At 73.1% G+C, this 17,960-nt stretch carries 16 protein-coding genes; 2 read left to right on the top strand and 14 right to left on the bottom strand.

The annotated features are described in order from the left end of the window. Window positions 1-169 precede the first annotated feature (169 nt). Window positions 170-1,498, bottom strand: a complete 1,329-nt coding sequence (locus H9641_RS08855) for a DUF1254 domain-containing protein (protein WP_191802908.1) — start codon at window positions 1,496-1,498, stop codon at window positions 170-172. Window positions 1,499-1,667: 169 nt separating this feature from the next. Between H9641_RS08855 and H9641_RS08850 the strand changes: the two genes are divergently transcribed. Continuing rightward, window positions 1,668-2,117: a SufE family protein gene (locus tag H9641_RS08850; RefSeq protein WP_191802906.1), complete on the top strand. Its 450-nt coding sequence runs from the start codon at window positions 1,668-1,670 to the stop codon at window positions 2,115-2,117. Window positions 2,118-2,215: 98 nt separating this feature from the next. Here H9641_RS08850 and H9641_RS08845 read toward each other — a convergent pair whose 3' ends face one another. Further along, entirely contained in the window at window positions 2,216-2,605 is a 390-nt protein-coding gene (locus tag H9641_RS08845; RefSeq protein ID WP_318244475.1) for a winged helix-turn-helix transcriptional regulator, read from the bottom strand. A 269-nt stretch (window positions 2,606-2,874) separates the two neighbouring features. Between H9641_RS08845 and H9641_RS08840 the strand changes: the two genes are divergently transcribed. Beyond that, window positions 2,875-3,246 carry a DoxX family protein gene (locus H9641_RS08840; RefSeq protein WP_191802902.1) on the top strand — a complete coding sequence of 124 codons (372 nt, stop codon included), beginning with the start codon at window positions 2,875-2,877 and terminating at the stop codon, window positions 3,244-3,246. A gap of 113 nt (window positions 3,247-3,359) precedes the next feature. Here the strand turns inward: H9641_RS08840 and H9641_RS08835 are convergent, their stop codons facing one another. The 12 genes from H9641_RS08835 to H9641_RS08780 all read right to left on the bottom strand — a co-directional run bounded on the left by H9641_RS08835 (window position 3,360) and on the right by H9641_RS08780 (window position 17,957). Continuing rightward, on the bottom strand, window positions 3,360-4,289 hold the full coding sequence (locus H9641_RS08835) for a bile acid:sodium symporter family protein (RefSeq protein WP_318244474.1): 930 nt from the start codon (window positions 4,287-4,289) through the stop codon (window positions 3,360-3,362). A gap of 147 nt (window positions 4,290-4,436) precedes the next feature. Next, on the bottom strand, window positions 4,437-5,474 hold the full coding sequence (locus H9641_RS08830; protein WP_225220196.1) for a multicopper oxidase domain-containing protein: 1,038 nt from the start codon (window positions 5,472-5,474) through the stop codon (window positions 4,437-4,439). 370 nt (window positions 5,475-5,844) lie between these two features. Then, on the bottom strand, window positions 5,845-6,615 hold the full coding sequence (locus tag H9641_RS08825; protein WP_191802900.1) for an SDR family NAD(P)-dependent oxidoreductase: 771 nt from the start codon (window positions 6,613-6,615) through the stop codon (window positions 5,845-5,847). A 109-nt stretch (window positions 6,616-6,724) separates the two neighbouring features. Next, window positions 6,725-7,165: a TFIIB-type zinc ribbon-containing protein gene (locus H9641_RS08820; RefSeq protein ID WP_191802898.1), complete on the bottom strand. Its 441-nt coding sequence runs from the start codon at window positions 7,163-7,165 to the stop codon at window positions 6,725-6,727. A gap of 121 nt (window positions 7,166-7,286) precedes the next feature. After that, entirely contained in the window at window positions 7,287-7,976 is a 690-nt protein-coding gene (locus H9641_RS08815) for a response regulator (RefSeq protein WP_191802896.1), read from the bottom strand. Further along, window positions 7,973-10,588: a DUF4118 domain-containing protein gene (locus tag H9641_RS08810; protein WP_404821933.1), complete on the bottom strand. Its 2,616-nt coding sequence runs from the start codon at window positions 10,586-10,588 to the stop codon at window positions 7,973-7,975. Before H9641_RS08810 ends, H9641_RS08815 begins: the two co-directional genes overlap by 4 nt. Window positions 10,589-10,831: 243 nt before the next feature. Next, complete coding sequence (kdpC, locus tag H9641_RS08805; RefSeq protein ID WP_191802894.1) at window positions 10,832-11,554, bottom strand: potassium-transporting ATPase subunit KdpC; 723 nt, start codon at window positions 11,552-11,554, stop codon at window positions 10,832-10,834. Window position 11,555: 1 nt separating this feature from the next. Next, on the bottom strand, window positions 11,556-13,808 hold the full coding sequence (gene kdpB, locus H9641_RS08800) for a potassium-transporting ATPase subunit KdpB (RefSeq protein ID WP_191802892.1): 2,253 nt from the start codon (window positions 13,806-13,808) through the stop codon (window positions 11,556-11,558). 206 nt (window positions 13,809-14,014) lie between these two features. After that, window positions 14,015-15,670 (bottom strand): potassium-transporting ATPase subunit KdpA, encoded by a 1,656-nt coding sequence (gene kdpA / locus H9641_RS08795; protein ID WP_191802966.1) that lies wholly within the window; start codon window positions 15,668-15,670, stop codon window positions 14,015-14,017. A gap of 86 nt (window positions 15,671-15,756) precedes the next feature. After that, entirely contained in the window at window positions 15,757-15,849 is a 93-nt protein-coding gene (locus tag H9641_RS08790; protein WP_139107727.1) for a potassium-transporting ATPase subunit F, read from the bottom strand. 310 nt (window positions 15,850-16,159) lie between these two features. Then, window positions 16,160-16,528, bottom strand: coding sequence for a hypothetical protein (locus H9641_RS08785; RefSeq protein ID WP_191802890.1), 369 nt, complete (start codon window positions 16,526-16,528; stop codon window positions 16,160-16,162). 298 nt (window positions 16,529-16,826) lie between these two features. Beyond that, window positions 16,827-17,957, bottom strand: a complete 1,131-nt coding sequence (locus H9641_RS08780; RefSeq protein WP_191802888.1) for a sugar kinase — start codon at window positions 17,955-17,957, stop codon at window positions 16,827-16,829. Window positions 17,958-17,960 lie beyond the last annotated feature (3 nt).

Genomic DNA, 17,960 nt, shown 5'->3' with positions numbered 1-17,960 from the left:
GGCACCAGGACGTCGCGAGCGGCCGCGAATGTGGCCTGCGACACGGGCGAGCCCCCCCCGGCGGCGGGGGGCCGGGGCGCGGACCCGGCCTACCGCCGTCGGGCATCCCTCGTCCTCACCGCAGGACGCCCGGGGCGGCGCCGGCCGGCCACACCCCGGGCTCCGCCGCTCAGACCTTGCGCACGACCGGCGGGACCCAGCGACCGTCGAGCGCCTCGGGCCGCGGCGCGTAGAGGCGCATCGTCACGCCCACGGGTCCCCGCGGGGCGGGGAGCCAGTTGGACTCGCGGTCCGGGCCGGGGCTCTCGTGCTGGAGGTACAGGTCGAGCGAGCCGTCCGCCCCGTACCGCAGGTCGTCGCGGTCACCGATCGCGAACCGGTCCAGGACGTTGGCGACCTGGAATCCCTCGGCGTCGTACATCGTGACCGACCAGAAGGCCTCCGCGGGCGGGAGCTCGTCGGCGTCGAAGTGCAGCACGTAGTCGTGGTCGCCGTTCACGACCTCCCCGTCGGCGTCCTCGACGAGGAACGGGTAGATCGCGTCCTCGACCGGATTTGCCCCGAGCCCCACGAGCGTGACGAACGCCCGCTGGAGGTAGTAGTTGCCGTACACGCCCATCGGCTCCCGGAAGAGCGACCACCCGTTCACCGCGATCCCCAGCGTCGCCTGCGACGCACCCAGCAGCTCGCGCGCGCTCGCGGCGCCCGCCTCGATCTCGACGATCTCGGCCTCGTCGAACTGGCCGGGGTCGAACTCGTCGCCCGGGACGACGCCCAGCGCACCGATGCGCGCGAGCACCGAGAAGTCAGTGGGGTGCGGCGGGTTGGTGTCGAGCAGACGGGTCGCGTAGGTGAAGAAGTCGACCGCGCTGAGGGCGTCGACCTGCCGCAGGGGCTCGGTCCGCGTGTCCGCGGTCGGGTCGATCACGAACGGCGGACGGTCGCCCAGCGCGCGCACGCTCATGCCGTCCTGGACCGCGTGCACGGCCGGGTAGTCCGCAGGACCGTTGGTCTGGATGCGGCCGATGGCCCACACGTGCGGGGTCGGCGCGACGATCAGCGCGACCTCCTCGGGAAGGTCGTCGTAGAACTCGGTGAGCTCGCCCTCGTAGTCGGGCCCCACGACCAGGTAGTCGCCTGCCCCCGTCCCGGTGGTGCGCTTGCCGATCGTCGCGAAGACGTCGGTCCACATGTCCAGGAGAGGCAGCATGTAGTAGCGGTCGTCGGTGTCCGGGACGTGCAGCAGCACCGGGCCGTCGGTCAGGTCCAGCCACAGGTTCGCGTAGAGGGTGTCGAAGTTGGGGCGGACGACCGCCCGGAAGTCGGCGGGCGGGAACGCGCGCAGGTGGTGGAACGTGTTGGGCGGCCCGAACCCCGGGCGGACCCCCGCCTCCACGTTGGTGCCCTGGCGACGTGTCAGGTCCATGGTCACGAGCGGGTAGAGATAGAGGTAGGCCTCGTGGCTCAACGTGCGCAGGTCGTTCGACAGCTTTCCCATGACTCTCCGTCCCTCCGCGCCGGGGGTCGGCGCGCTCGGGCCCAACGTATCCACGGGCGTCGGGCGGTGCGCGGCGAGGGCGGGCGAACTCTCGGGGCTCGCGCGCCGCGGCCGTCCGCAGGGCGGGCGCGGGCTGCCGGTGGACGCCCCCGGGTGGGAAGATCGACGGATGACTGACGACGCCACGACCGAGCTGCCCCCGGTCCTCGCCGAGATCCGCGACGACTTCCTCGCGCTCGGCGAGCGCGACCGGCTCCAGCTCCTCCTCGAGTTCTCGCGCGAGCTGCCGGACCTGCCCGCGCGCTACCAGAACGCCCCGGGACTGCTAGAGCGCGTCGAGGAGTGCCAGTCCCCGGTCCGCGCGTTCGCAGAGGTCGAGGCCGACGGCGTCCACCTGTACGCGACCGCACCGGCCGAGGCCCCCACGACCCGCGGGTTCGCCTCGATCCTGGCCCAGGGGCTCGAGGGCCTGACGCCCGAGCAGGCCCTCGCCGTGCCCGACGACTACCCGTTCACGATCGGGCTGACCAACGCGGTGAGCCCCCTGCGCCTCAACGGCATGACCGGCATCCTGCTGCGCGCCAAGCGTCAGATCCGCGACCAGGTCGCGGCACGCTGAGGTCGCAGCCCCGCACAGGACCGATGGGTCCTGTGCTCTGATCGACCGTGCCGTCGCCGCGCCGAGCGCCGTGACCGGCCGGCTCGCTCAGCCGCGGCTCACCCCTGGCCGCCCGCGGACTTCGCGTCGAAGCCCTCGCGATGCCCCTGGATCTCGTCGGTGTTCTCCATGGCCCACCGGACCAGGGCGAGCACCGGCGGGAGCAGCGTGCGACCGAGCTCCGTGAGCTCGTAGTCGACCCGCGGCGGGACCACGGCGTGGACGGTCCTGCTCACGAGCCCGTCGCGCTCGAGCTGGCGCAGGTTGAGCGTCAGCATGCGCTGGGAGATCCCGCTGATCCCGTGCAGGAGCTCGGTGAACCGCAGCGGCCCGCTCGAGAGCGTGCCGAGGATGAGGACGCTCCACTTGTCGCCGACCCGGTCGAGCACGCGCCGGACCTCGCTGGTCGCGTGGTCGGCGCCGCAGCCGCCACCGTCGGGAAGTGGCACGTGCAGACCGTCAGGACCCGGCACGTGGAGCGCGCGGGGCCGTGGCACGTGCTGAGCGTCGGGACCTGGCGCCTGGTGGGCACCGGCGGCCGTCGTGGTCATGGACTCTCCGTTTCCTGACCCACCGGGAACACCGGTGTGCCTTTTGTAGACCTCCTTCAGGTTACCCATGATGTCCTCCGGCACAAAAGGTGACTGACCAGACGGGCAGTTACCCGTGGCCCTCTCCACCGTGGCGCGCCTCGCGTCACCGACCTCGAAGGAATCACATGAACGTCGCCCTCTGGATCGCCGCTGGACTGCTCGCTGTCGCCTTCGCCGGCGCAGGCTTCATGAAGCTCACGACCCCGGCCGGCAAGCTGATGGAGCAGATGCGCTGGGTCACGCCCGAGCGCCTCACGGCCGTGCGCGTGCTCGGGGCGCTCGAGCTGCTCGGAGCGATCGGCCTGATCCTCCCGCTCGTGACGGGCATCGCCCCGATCCTGACCCCGATCGCCGCCGTCGGCCTCGCCGTCACGCAGATCGGCGCGATCCCCCTGCACGTGCGCCTGGGCGAGAAGCAGTCCGTGCCGGTCAACGCCCTCCTGCTGCTGCTCGCCGTGTTCGTCGCCGTGGGGCGCTTCGCCGGCTGGGGCGCGTGACGCCGTCGGGCCGATGACGACGCGCGCGGCGCGCCGGGCGCGAGGGACCGACGACGGATCGGTCCTCGCGCTCGCCGCCCTCGCTCCGGCCCCGCCGGCTGCCCGGCCGGGCCTCAGGCGTCGGCGCGCAGCGCGAGCCTGCGCGCCAGGACCGCGCACACGATGAGCTGGAGCTGGTGGAAGACGATCACTGGCACCGCCACGGTGCCCGCGACCGCGACGGGGAAGAGCACCGCGGCCATGGGCAGGCCCGTGGCCAGGCTCTTCTTGGACCCGCACATGAGCAGCGCGATCCGGTCCTCGACACCGAGCCGCAGCCCGGCGCCGCCCCACCACGTGACCGCGAGCATGACGACCAGGATCAAGGCGCTGATCCCGACGAGCGCGACGATCGTCCACGCCGAGATCCCGGCCCACACCCCCGCGCTCGTCGCCGCGGCGACCGCCCCGAAGACCACGATCAGGATCGTGCCCCGGTCCACGGACAGGGTGAGCCACCGCCTGGCCCGGATCCACCTGCCGACGAACGGCTGCAGGAGCTGGCCCACGACGAACGGGGCGAGCAGGTGCACCAGGACGTCGCGCAGCCCGCTCAGCCCGCCCGTCGCGCCGCTCGACGACATGAACCACAGGACCAGCAGCGGCGTCACGACCATGCCCACGACGTTCGAGACCGTGGCCCCGCAGATCGCTCCGGCGATGTTCCCGCGCGCGACCGACGTGAACGCCACGGACGACTGGACGGTCGAGGGCAGCAACGACAGGAAGAGGATGCCCGCCGCGAGCGGCGCGCCGACCAGCGGGGTCACGGCCCAGGAGACCGCGAGGCCGATGAGCGGGAAGACGACGTAGGTCGAGGCGAGGATGCCGCCCTGGAGCCGGACGTTCTTCAGGCCCGCCCACACCTCGGTGGTCGACAGGCGCATGCCGTAGACGAGGAAGAGGACCGCGACCGCGACGTCCGCGACCGCGTCCACGACGCGCTGGGCCCCTGCGGGGAACGGGACCACGAGCCCCAGGATCATGGTCGCGACGAGCGCCACGATGAACGGATCGACCCACTGCTTGAGAACCTGGCGCCCGCGGGGCGAGTCTCGGGGGCGCCCGCGGCGACGGCGTCGGCGGGCCAGGACCGGCGGGCCGGCGAGGCCCCGCCGGTCCTGGCTCGTCGCTCCGAGCGCCCGACCGGGCTAGGGGTGCGCGTGCCCCTGGTAGCGGTGGAGCGCGGCCTGCGCGTGCTCGGGCACGCTGCCGTCCTTGTCGGCGACCAGGAAGATCCCGCCCATGCCCATGTCGGAGTGGGACTGCACGTGGCAGTGGACCATCCACGCGCCGGGGCCGACCTTCTCGCCCGCGATCACCTGGAACCCGAACGAGTCGCCCGGGTTGAGGTCGCGCGTGTCGATGACCTGGGTCGGGTCGTTCGGACCCGTGAGATAGCCCGTGCGGTTGTTCGCCCACCGGTGCGCGTGCAGGTGGAAGGTGTGGAACGCGTTGCCGTGGCCGATCGCCACGAACTCGACCCGCTCGCCCTCGTTCGCCTCGAACACGGGCACGTTCGGCGCGACCTGGTTGTTGATCGACATCCCGTTGAACGCGACCGTGTACTGGCGGTCCGGCAGGACGTCTCCCTTGCGCCGGACGATGAGCGCACCGTACATGCCGACCTTGACGCCCTCGGTGCCGTGGTCCGTGCCCAGCGCGTGGTCGTGATAGTGCCAGTAGCCGGCGCTCCCGGGCATCCACTGGCCGCCCTTGGTCGTGTACGCGGCGTGGGTGCGCCACACGTAGGTCCGCGACTGGCCGGGCTCGTTGAACGACGCGTTGAGCGGGCTGCCGTCGGAGTCGTGGCTGTAGCTCACGCCGTGCGCGTGCAGCGAGAGCCGCTTGTCGGTGGTGTTGACCAGGGTGATCTCGAAGGTCTCGCCCTCCCACATCTCGAGGGTCGGCCCCGGGACCGTGGCCTTGCCGGGCTCGAGCCCGTAGCCGACGAGGCCGCCGGGCAGCGCCTCGGCGTACATCGTCAGGCGGCGGACCTTGTTCTTGTCCGGCTTGCCCTTGTCCTTGTCGGGCTTGCCGTGGTTCCCGTTGCCGTGCGCCGCGGCGGGAGCCGCGCCGAGGCCGAGCGCCGTGGGCGCCACGAGGCTCGCGACCGTCCCGGCCAGCATCGACCGTCGCGAGATCTGTCGCTTGAGCAGTCCGTCGGGGGCGGCGGTGTCCTGCGTCATGGTTCTCCCTCTCCTCTGCCCGCCGACCCGGACCGTGGGGATCCGGCAGCGGTCAGGTATTCGTCGTCGAATCCCTGCGCGCTCGCACCGGTGACCCCGCGCGCCCTGCGGGCACGTGAGGTCGGACGGGCGAGCCGTGTCTGCACGCGGGCTGCGTGACCGATCCCGTGGCCCACGACGTCGTGGGCCCTGACCTCGGCCCGGCCCCGCGGTGGCGGGGTCCCGGTGCACGCCCGACCCTAGGGAGACTTCTGACAAGCGTCAAGCAGAAGTAGAAGGTTCACCCTTTTTGTTTTGCGATTCGCAACCCAGAAGGGGGCCGAGAGTCAGACCGGGCGAGCCCGCGAGGGCAGGCCCGGCACGTCGCCGATCAGAAGAGCGTGTACCCGCCGTCGACCGTCACGACGGCCCCCGTCATGAAGCTCGACGCCTCGCTCGCGAGCATGACCACGACCGGCCCCAGCTCGGCGGGGGTGCCCCACCGCTTCATCGCCGCGGGGGCCACGCAGTCGTCGTAGTACTCGGGCTGGTCCACGGGCGACGCCTCGGTCAGGATGTAGCCGGGCGCGATCGCGTTGACCCGGATCCCGTGCGGCGCCCACTCGGCCGCGAGCGCCTTGGTCAGCTGGTGCACCGCGGCCTTCGACGCCAGGTACGCGGGCTGCCACCGCGGACGGTTGACGATCTGCGCGGACATCGACCCCACGTTGACGATCGTCCCGCCCCGACCGTCCGCGACCATCTGCCGGGCCACGGCCCGCGAGCAGTACCAGACGCCGTCGAGGTTCGTCGCGAGCGTGCGGTGCCACACGTCGTCCTCGATCTCGAGGGACGCTCCCCCGATCGAGATCCCCGCGTTGTTGACGAGCACGTCGACACCGCCGCCCTCGCGCCCGACCTGCGCCACGACGTCGTCGACCTGCTCGCGGTCCGTGACGTCGAGCTCGTAGCCGTGCGCCGCGAGCCCCAGCGCCCGCAGCTCGTCGGCCGCCGCCTGCGCGGCGTCGAGCGTCGTCGCCGTCAGCGCGACCTGCGCCCCCGCCTCCCCCAGCGCCTGCGCGAGCCCGCGCCCGATCCCGCGGCTCGCGCCCGTGACGAGCGCCGTGCGGCCGGCGAGGGAGAACGTGTCGAGGACAGCCATGTCGATCCGATCCGGAGGTCAGAGGAAGTTCAGCAGGTGGAGAGGGGACAGAGGTCCGGGGATGCACGACGACGGCGCCGCCCCGCGAGGGGACGGTGCCGTCCGAGGCTCAGAAGTCGAAGAGGTCCTCGAGCCAGGACTCCTTCTTCTTGCGCTTGCGGTAGCGCGGATCGTCGCTGCGGTACTGGTCCGACCCGCGGTCGGCCCCGCGGTACCGGTCGTCCCCGCGGTAGTCGTCCCGGCGGCGGTCGTCGCCCCGGTAGTCGTCCCGGCGACGGTCGTCCGCGTAGCCGTAGGGCGCGGGCTGCGGCGGGACCGGCAGCTGCTGGGTCGGCGGGTACTGCACGGGCGGGGGCGTCGCCGCCCGCGGAGCCGCGGCTGCCGCCGGGCCGCCGGCCTCGGCGGCGATCTCGGCCTCGAGGCTGCGGTCGATGATCTTGTCGAGCTCACCCCGGTCGAGCCACACGCCGCGGCACGTGGGGCAGTAGTCGATCTCCACTCCCTTGCGGTCGGACATCACGAGCACGGTCTGGTCGAGAGGGCACAGCATGACGGGTCTCCTTCGTCGGGTCGAACGCACAACGGTCGGCGTGGCGCAGGGGTTCCCGCCTCGGGCCGGCAAGGTGGGTGTCACCGGCGGACAGGTGCGAGCCACGGGGCAGGACGGGCGGTCAGACCTCGAAGAGGTAGCCCATGCCCGGCTGGGTGATGATGTGCCGGGGGTTCGCGGGGTCGTCCTCGAGCTTGCGCCGCAGCTGCGCGGTGTAGACGCGCAGGTAGTTGGTCTCGGCCGAGTACGCAGGCCCCCACACGTCGTGCAGGAGCTGCAGCCGCCCGACCATGCGGCCCCGGTGGCGCACCAGCACCTCGAGCAGCGACCACTCGGTGGGGCTCAGCCGGACCTCCTGCCCGGCCCGCAGCACCCGGCGGCGGGCCAGGTCGATCCGCAGGTCCCCCGCCTCCACGACCGGCTCGGACACCTCGGCCGGCTGGGCGCGACGCACCGCGGCCCGCAGCCGCGCGAGCAGCTCGTTCATCGCGAACGGCTTGGTCACGTAGTCGTCCGCGCCCGCGTCGAGCGCATCGACCTTGTCGTCGCCCAGCTGACGCGCCGAGAGCACCACGATCGGCACGGCGCTCCACCCGCGGATGCCCTCGATGACCTCGAAACCCGAGAGGTCGGGCAGGCCCAGGTCGAGCAGGATCACGTCGGGCCGGGCGCTCGCGGCCGCGTCGAGGGCCTCGGCGCCCGTCATGGCGACCGTCACGTCCCAGCCGTGCGCGCGCAGGTTGATCGCGAGCGCGCGCACGAGACCGGCGTCGTCGTCGACGACGAGCACCCGGTTGCCGTCGCCGCTCATCCGCGCACCTCGTCCGTCTCGCTCGTGCTGCTCGTACCGTGGGTGCCGCTGTCCGCGCTGCCTGTGCCGTCCGTGCTCACGTCGTCATCCTCCCGCGCCTCGCGCGGGACCGTGACCACCATGGTCAGTCCGCCGCCGGGCGTGTCCTCGGGCATGATGCTCGCGCCCACGGCCCGGGCGAGCCCGTCCGCGACCGCGAGCCCCAGGCCCAGACCTTCACCGGTCGTGTCGCCGAGACGTTGGAACGGCTCGAACATGCGGATCTTGGACTCGTCGGACAGGCCGCGGCCCGTGTCGACGATCCTCAGCTCGATCTCCCGGGGTCCCGCCGAGGCCGTGATCCGTACGGGCTCACCGGGCGGGCTGTGCCGCACCGCGTTCGACGTGAGGTTCGCGACCGCCCGCTCGAGCAGGCCGGGGTCGGTGCGCACGAGCGGCAGGTCGTCGGGCACGTCGAGGCGCACGACGCCCGGACCGTAGGGCTCGATCGCGAGCGGCACGATCTCGTCGACCGACGCCGCACGCAGGTTGGGCCGCACGCTCCCGGTCTGCAGCCGCGACAGGTCGAGCAGGTTGTCGATGAGCTTCTCGAGTCGTCCCGTCGAGTCCTGGATGGTGCGCGTGAGCGCGTCGGTGTCCTCGTCGTCGAGGTGCACGTCCGGGGAGGCCAGCCCGTCCACGGCCGTGCGGATCGAGGCGAGCGGGGTGCGCAGGTCGTGCGAGACGGCCGCGAGCAGCGCGGTGCGCGTGGCGTCGGCCTCCTCGAGGACCGCGGCCTGGGCGGCCTGCTCGCGCAGGCGGCGGTACTCCAGGACGAGCCCGGCCTGCGCCGCGAAGGCCTCGAGGACCTGACGGTCGCTCGCGGGCAGGGCCCGGCCCCACAGCGACAGGCGGTGGGTGTCGTCGACACGCAGCTCGGTCCGCTGGGCGTCGCCCGGGTGCCCGACGGCGGAGCGCGCCCCGGTGCGCCCGTCCTGCTCGGCGGGGGTCCGGTCCCCCGCGGCGAGGGCTCCCTCCCCGGCGGGAAGCACGTCTCCCTCGACCCGGCCCGTGCTCGCGACCGTCCGCCACGGACCGCGCTCCCCCGTCCGCGTCTCGAGCTCGACCCGTGACAGGCCGAACGTCTCGGCGAGCCGGGTGACGATCGCCTGCGCGGTGTCCTCGCCCGAGAGCACGGACCGCGACAGGGCGGCGAGCGTCGAGGCCTCGGCCCGCGCCCGGTAGGCCTGCGCGGTCCGTCGCGCGGCGAGGTCGACGACCGACGCGACGGCCGCGGCGACCAGGACGAACACGAGGAGCGCGAGGAGGTTCTCGGGGTCCTGGACCGTGAGGAACCCGGTCGGCGGCGTGAAGAACCAGTTGAGGCACAGGAACGAGACGACGGCCGCGGCCACCGCGGGCCACAGCCCACCCACGAGGGCGACGCCCACCGACCCGGCCAGGAACAGCATGAGCTCGGTCGAGAGCGAGACGACGTCGCGCAGGAGCCAGAACACCCCGGTCAGCACGGCCGGGACCACGAACGCGAGCACCCACCCGGCGGTCCGGCGCGGTCGGGACAGCGCGGACCACCGGCCGCGCAGGAGCCTGCCCGCGCGCGCCTTCTCGTGCGTCACGAGGTGGACGTCGATCGTCCCCGCCAGGCGGGCGATCTCGGCGCTCGAGGACCCCAGGAGGGCCTCTCGCCAGCGAGAGTGCCGCGAGACGCCCACCACGATCATGGTCGCGTTGACCCCTTGCGCGAAGTCGACGACCGCCGAGGCGACGTCCTCGCCCACGACCGTGTGGAACGTCCCGCCCAGCGACTCGACGAGCTCGCGCGAGGCCGCGATGGCCGCGGGCGGCGCGCTGGGCAACCCGTCGGTCGCCAGCACGTGGACCGCGACGAGCTCGGAACCCGCGGCGCGCTGGGCGATCCGGGCGCCGCGGCGCAGCAGCGTCTCGCCCTCGGGACCGCCCGTGACCGCGACGACGATGCGCTCGCGCGCTGGCCACGTCCCCGAGATCGCGTGGTCCGCCCGGTAGCGGGTCAGGGCGTCGTCGACGCGGTCCGCGAGCCACAGCAGAGCGAGCTCTCGCAGGGCCGTGAGGTTGCCCGTGCGGAAGTAGGAGGACAACGAGGCGTCGATCTGCTCGGCCCGGTAGACGTTGCCGTGCGCGAGCCGGCGCCGCAGCGCCTGCGGCGACAGGTCGACGAGCTGGATCTGGTCGGCGTCGCGCACCACCTGGTCGGGCACGGTCTCGCGCTGGCGCACGCCCGTGATGGCCTCGACGTCCGCGGTGAGCGACTCGAGGTGCTGCACGTTGACCGTGGTCACCACGTCGATGCCCGCGGCCAGGAGGTCCTGCACGTCCTGCCAGCGCTTGCGGTGGTGCGAGCCGGGAGCGTTGGTGTGCGCGAGCTCGTCGACCAGGACGACCTGGGGGTCGCGGGCGAGCACGGCCTCGACGTCGAGCTCGGTCAGCTCGACGTCCCGGTGGCTCACGACGCGACGCGGCACGACCTCGAGGTCGCCGATCTGCGTGATCGTCGCGGCGCGCCCGTGCGTCTCGACCAGGCCCACGACCACGTCCGTGCCGCGCGCCCTGCGTCGGTGGGCCTCGCCCAGCATCGCGTACGTCTTGCCCACGCCCGGCGCGGCCCCGAGGTACACGGTGAGCAGACCCGGGCGGCGGGCGGCGCCGTCGGGCCTCCCTGCCCTGCGGGCTCCGGGACCCTCCCCGCCCGCGGACGCGCCCGGGTCCGGGCGCCCCTCCTGGGGGCTCCCGGACCCTGCGGCCTCCTGGCCGTCGCGTCCCTCAGGCACGGGGCACCCGCGCCGTCAGCTCCGCGGCTCGGTGCCTCGCGCTCGTCGTCATGGGTTCATCTTCTCCGAGTTCTCGAGCGCGAGGTTGAGCTCGAGCACGTCGACACGCGGTTCGCCCAGGACACCGAGGTCCCTGCCTGCGGTGTGCTGCGCCACGAGGTCCGCGACGACGGCCTCGTCGAGGCCCCTCGCCTCGGCGACCCGCGCCACCTGCAGGGCCGCGTACGCGGGGCTGACGTGCGGGTCGAGGCCCGACGCGGAGGCCGTGAGCGCGTCGGCCGGCAGCTCTGCGGGGTCCACGCCGTTGATTGCCGCGAGCGCCGCACGACGCTCGTCGATCGAGGCGACGAGCTCGGGGTTGAGCGGCCCGAGGTTGGTGCCCGCGGACGCGAGCGTGTCGTACCCGTCGCCCGCAGCCGAGGGGCGGCCGTGGAACCAGCGCTCGGCGTCGTCGGCCGCGGCGAAGTCCTGACCGATCAGGGCCGAGCCCACGACGGGTGCTCCGTCCGCACCGGTGTCGGTGATCGACGTGGCGTGCGTGCCGTCGCTGCGCACGAGCGAGCCGTTCGCCTGCCAGGGCAGGGCGAGCTGCCCGACGCCCCACACCGCGAGCGGGTAGGCCACGCCCAGGAGGAGCGTCAGGACGAGCAGGACGCGCAGGCCTGCGAGCGTCTGGCGGAACAGGGACGCGGCACCGGCCGAGGCCGAGGGACGCGCGAGGGGGGCGGGGCGTCCGGGGACGCCCGCGGGGGTGGAGAGAGTGCCAGGCATGTCAGCCAATCCCGGGGATGAGGGAGATCACGAGGTCGATGAGCTTGATCCCGACGAACGGGGCCACGAGGCCGCCCACGCCGTAGACCAGGAGGTTGCGGCGCAGCATCGCGGAGGCCGACGAGGGCCGGTACCGCACGCCCCGCAACGAGAGCGGGATGAGCACCAGGATGATGAGCGCGTTGAACACGACGGCCGACAGGATGGCCGACTCGGGGCTCGACAGGCGCATGACGTTGAGCACCGCGAGCTGCGGGAACACGACCATGAACATCGCGGGCAGGATCGCGAAGTACTTCGCGATGTCGTTCGCGATCGAGAACGTCGTCAGGGCACCGCGCGTGATGAGGAGCTGCTTGCCGATCTCGACGATCTCGATGAGCTTGGTCGGGTCGGAGTCGAGGTCCACCATGTTCCCCGCCTCCTTGGCGGCGGTGGTCCCGGTGTTCATCGCGACGCCCACGTCGGCCTGGGCCAGGGCGGGCGCGTCGTTGGTGCCGTCGCCGGCCATGGCGACGAGCCGCCCGCCGGCCTGCTCGCGCCGGATGAGCGCGAGCTTGTCCTCGGGCGTCGCCTCGGCCAGGACGTCGTCGACGCCCGCCTCCGCGGCGATGGCCCGCGCGGTCACGGCGTTGTCGCCCGTGACCATGACGGTGCGGATGCCCATGGCGCGCAGCTCGTCGAACCGCTCGCGCATGCCCGCCTTGACGACGTCCTTGAGGTGGACGACACCCAGCACCCGCGCGGGCCCCTCGCCGACCTGCTCGGCCACGACGAGCGGTGTGCCGCCCGAGGAGCTCACGGCCTCGACGTGGGCCGCGAGCTGCTCGGCGACCGTGCCACCGGGGCCGCTGCTCGTCGGGGCGCCGGTCGAGTGGACCCAGCGCTGGACCGCGCTGCCGGCCCCCTTGCGGATGCGGCGCACGCGCCCGTCGGGCAACGGCAGGTCGATCCCGCTCATGCGCGTGTGCGCGGAGAAGGGCACCATCTCGGCGCCGGTCAGGTCGTCGGCCCCGCCTGCGCCCGCGGTACCCGCAGTGCTCTCGCCGCCCGACGACGTCGCGGGCGTCGCGTGGTCGGGCGCGCCTGCCGCGGGGGTCCGGTCTCCCATGCCGTACCGCTCACGGACGAGCACCACGATGCTCTTGCCCTCGGGCGTCTCGTCCGCGAGCGACGAGAGCCGGGCGGCCTCGGCGAGCCGCGCCGTCGTGACGTCGCCGACCGTGAGGAGGTCGGCCGCCTGCCGGTTGCCGTACGTGATGGTGCCGGTCTTGTCGAGCAGCAGCACGTCGACGTCCCCCGCGGCCTCGACCGCGCGGCCCGACATCGCGAGGACGTTGCGCTGGACCAGACGGTCCATGCCGGCGATGCCGATCGCCGACAGCAGCGCCCCGATGGTCGTGGGGATGAGGCACACGAGCAGCGAGATCAGGACGATCATCGACTGCTTGGAGCCCGAGTAGACCGCGAACGGCTGCAGCGTCACGACCGCCAGCAGGAAGATGATCGTGAGCGAGGTCAGCAGGATGTTGAGCGCGATCTCGTTGGGGGTGCGCTGGCGCTCCGACCCCTCGACGAGCGCGATCATCCGGTCGACGAACGTGTGGCCCGCGGGCGCCGTGATCCGCACGACGATCGTGTCCGACAGGACCACGGTCCCGCCCGTGACCGCCGACCGGTCACCGCCAGACTCGCGGATCACCGGGGCCGACTCGCCCGTGATCGCGGACTCGTCGACCGACGCGACCCCCTCGACGACGTCGCCGTCACCGGGGATGATCTCGCCCGCCCGGACGACCACCACGTCCCCGACGGCGAGCGTCGAGGAGGGGACCTCCGCCGTCGGGCAGCTCGCGAGGCCCGTCCCCGACGCGAGCGTGTCGGACGGAGCCACGACGCGCCGCGCGGTCGTCTGCTGCTGGGTCGCGCGCAGGCTCGACGCCTGCGCCTTGCCCCGGCTCTCCGCGACCGACTCGGCGAGCGTCGCGAACAGCACGGTCGCCCACAGCCACACCGCGATGGCCCACGCGAACACGCTGGGGTCGAACGCCGCGAGCAGCGTCGTGGCGACGGCCCCGAGCTCGACCACGAACAGCACGGGCGAGGCCACCAGCTCGCGCGGGTCGAGCTTGCGGAACGCTCCGGGGAGCGCCGCCCTGACCTGGGTCCACGAGAGCGACGCGCCGCGCCCGGGCCCGGTCTTGCGGCCACCAACAGGACCAGCCGGGCCAGGCGACGCCGGCGAACCGGCCACGTCGACAGCACCTTCACCGACAGCACCGGCTGAGCCCCCAGCGACAGGAAGCAACACCGCGTCGGACACACCAGCAGGAGCGTCACCGCGGGGGGTGGGGCGGGTCGTGGCGGGCCTGGCGGAGGACCGAGGAACGAGGTCCTCTGGAAGACCCGCCCCACCCCCCGCGGGGACGCTCCCCGAAGGAGCGACGGAAGAAGAACGATTCATGAGAGCGACTCCACGATGGGACCGAGCGACAGCACGGGGACGAAGGTGAGCCCGACGACGACCAGGGCGACGGTCCCGAGCACGCCCACGAACAGCGGCTGGTGCGTCGGGAGGGTGCCCGCGGTGGCGGGGACCGTCTTCTGGGAGGCGAAGCGTCCGGCGAGGGCCAGGACGAGGGCGATGGGGATGAAGCGGCCGGCGAGCATCGCGACGCCCAGGGCCGTGTTGTAGAAGGGGGTGCCCGACGTGAGCCCGCCGAACGCCGACCCGTTGTTGTTGGCCGCGGACGTGAACGCGTACAGGACCTCGGACAGCCCGTGCGGGCCGGCCTCCTGGATGCCGGCCTGGCCGGCGGGGAGCGCGATCGCGAGCGCCGTGCCGACGAGCACGAGGAACGGGACCGTGAGGATGTACAGCGCGACGAGCGTGATCTCCTGGCGACCGATCTTCTTGCCCAGGTACTCGGGCGTGCGCCCGACCATGAGCCCCGAGACGAACACCGCGACGATCGCGAGCATGAGCATCCCGTACAGGCCCGACCCCACGCCTCCCGGCGCGATCTCGCCGAGCATCATGGTGAACATCGTCACGCCGCCACCCGGCGCGGTCAGGGAGTCGTGCATCGCGTTGACCGCACCCGTGGAGGTGCCCGTGGTCGACGCGGCGAACAGGGCGCTCGCGGCGAGGCCGAAGCGGGTCTCCTTGCCCTCCATGGCGCCGCCCGCGGCGAGGGGTGCAGCTCCGGGCCCGGCCATCTCGGCCCAGGTGATGAGCGCGACCGCGACGAACCACAGCGCGCCCATGGCCCCGAGGATCGCCCAGCCCTGACGCTTGTCCCCGACCATGAGGCCGAACGTGCGAGGGAGGGTGAAAGGGATCACGAGGATCAGGAAGATCTCGAACAGGTTGGAGAACGGGCTCGGGTTCTCGAGCGGGTGCGCCGAGTTGGCGTTGAAGAACCCGCCGCCGTTGGTGCCGAGCTCCTTGATGACCTCCTGCGAGGCGACGGGGCCGCCGAGCACGTGCTGCGTGCCGCCCGCGACCGTGTCGATCGCCGTGTGCGCGTCGAAGTTCTGGATGACGCCCGTGGCGAGCAGCACGATCGCGCCGACGAACGCCATGGGCAGCAGGATGCGCACGCACGTGCGGGTCAGGTCGGACCAGAAGTTGCCGACGCGCCCGTCCGTGCCCGAGCGCACGAAGCCGCGGATGAGTGCGACGGCGACCGAGATGCCGACGGCCGCGGACACGAAGTTCTGCACCGCGAGCCCGGCCATCTGGAGCAGGTGCCCCGCGGCCGCCTCGCCCGAGTACCACTGCCAGTTGGTGTTGGCCACGAACGAGACCGCGGTGTTCCACGCGCCGGCCGGGTCGAACACCGAGAAGCCGAGGTTCATCGGCAGGTGCTGCTGGAGGCGCGCGAGCCCGTAGAGGAGCAGGAGCGAGGCCATCGAGAAGCCGAGGAGCGAGAGCAGGTAGGTGCTCCACTTCTGCTCCGCGTCGGGGTCGACGCGCATGACCCGGTATCCGGCCCGCTCGACGCGCAGGTGCTGGGGTGAGGTGAAGACGCGCGCCATGTAGGCGCCGAGCGGGGCGTGCACCGCGGCGAGCGCGAGGAGCAGCAGGACGAGCTGCCCGACGGCGAGCCACACGCCGGGCGCCTGCGACGCGACCTCGCCGACCGCCTGGGTCGCCGTCGCGTGGGTCAGCACGCTGGTCTGGGTCAGCACGGTCGCGCTCACCGGACCTTGTCGCTGCGGAGCAGGGCGACGAACAGGTAACCGAGCAGCACCACGACGGCACCGAGCCCGACCCAGTCGAGGACCGTCATGACGTGGACCCCCCGGAGGAGCCGTGGCGGCGGGCCACGAGGCCGACGGCGGTGAAGAACACCACGGTCAGCAGGATGTAGGCCAGGTCGGCCATCTGAGTTCTGCCTTCGAACGTCGTGCGGCGGGCGGATCTCGGGGACCGCGGGCAGGTGCCGTGGTCGGCGTGGAGGCGCCGTGCCGGTGCGCAGCTCCTGCGCACACCCCAGGTCTATGCCGTGGGAGGAGGCGGGAGGCGGGACGTTGACGGGTTCTTGACGGAGGGCCGGCGGGTGTTGACGCAACCCTGACGGGGTGGGGCCGGGCGGGTGCTCAGTCGGCGTCGAGGCGCTCGCGCAGCTCCTCGGCCAGGTGCAGGTCGTCGTCGAGCGCCGCGAGCGCGTCCGCGAGCAGGGGCAGCGCCTCGGCACCGGCGAGGAACCGGGCGGCCGCGACGTCGTCGTGCAGCTGGAGCGCGAGGTCCGCCCGCAGGACGAGCGCGCGGAAGCGCAGCCGCTCGGACACGGTCCTGGTGCGGACGCCCTCGGCGTCGAAGGCTCGGTCGAGGACACGGGCCGCGCCGGTGGGGTCCCCGGCCCCGCGCAGGATGCGCGCGTGCTCGACCGCTCGGGCGATGTCCGACGGGGCGTCGACCGTGCGTCGCGGGAGGCGGCCCGACGGCACCCCACCACGCTGCACCACGTGAGCCTCCTCGCGCTCGCCGGGCCACGGAGGCTCCCGACGCGCTGTGTCCGATCTGTCCGTCCTCGTCCACCCTAGCCGCGACCTCGGGGCGCCGCTCGGGATGAGGCGGCGTGCCGCCGGGAAACTGAGGCCGGGCGGGACGGGGGCAGGCAAGGCCCCCAGGCCGCGGGCAGGCAAGGCCCCCAGGCCGCGGGCAGGCGAGGCGCCCGCGGGCCGGACCACCCGACTCGAGATGCGGCGAACGGGGGTCCAGAGCGCTCCTGGACCCCCGTTCGCCGCATCTCGGCGTGCCGCGTCAGCGCTGCACGCGCGCGCTCCCGCCCGAGGCGAGCTTGCGGACCTCGGCGAGCGACGCCGTCGACGTGTCGCCGGGCGTGGTCATGGCGATCGCACCGTGGGCGGCGCCGTACTCGACGGCCTCCTGGATGCTCCCGAGCTCCATGAGCCCGTACGCGAGGCCCGAGGCGAACGAGTCGCCCCCGCCCACGCGGTCGAGGATCTCGAGGTCCGCGCGGTGCGTGGCCTCGGCGAACCCCTGGACCCGGGACCACGCGACGGCCCCCCAGTCGTTGCGCGTCGCGGACCGCACGGCCCGCAGCGTGGTGCCGATGACCTGGAAGTTCGGGTACGCGGCCGCGGCGGTCTCGATCATGGCGCGGAACGCCGCGGTGTCCAGGTCCGTCAGGTTCTCGTCCACGCCCTCGATCTCGAACCCGAGGCTCGCCGTGAAGTCCTCCTCGTTGCCGATCATGACGTCGACGTACTGCGCGAGGTGGCGGTTGACCTCCTGCGCGCGCGCCGGGCCGCCGATGCCCTGCCACAGCGAGGGGCGGTAGTTGAGGTCGTAGGACACGATCGTGCCGTGCCGGCGTGCGGCCTGCATGGCGGCCTCGGCCACGTCCGCGGACGACGCGGACAGCGCCGCGAAGATCCCGCCCGTGTGGAGCCAGCGCACGCCGCGACGACCGAACAGCTCGTCCCAGTCGACGTCCCCGGGCTGCATCTGGGCGATCGCGGTGTTGCCGCGGTCGCTCACGCCCACCGCGCCGCGCACGCCGTAGCCGCGCTCGGTGAAGTTGAGCCCGTTGCGGACCGTGCGACCGATCCCGTCGTAGGGCACCCACTGCACCCAGCTCGTGTCGAGGCCGCCCGTGAGCATGAGGTCCTCGACCAGGCGACCGACCTCGTTGTCCGCCAGCGCCGTGACGATCGCGCCGCGCAGACCGAAGCACCGGCGCAGGCCGCGCGCCACGTTGTACTCCCCGCCGCCCTCCCACGCGTCGAACGAGCGGGTGGTCTTGATGCGCCGCTCCCCCGGGTCCAGGCGCAGCATGACCTCGCCCAGGGAGACGACGTCGTAGGTGCAGTCCGCGGCCGGGCGCAGGTTCAGGGGGGCGCCCGCGGGGCGGGGGGTCGTGTCGGTCATGTC

This window comes from Oerskovia merdavium (assembly GCF_014836755.1).
Lineage (GTDB): Bacteria > Actinomycetota > Actinomycetes > Actinomycetales > Cellulomonadaceae > Oerskovia > Oerskovia merdavium.
Note: the sequence above shows the minus strand (reverse complement) of the source record. Positions and strands in the feature narration are given on the sequence as shown.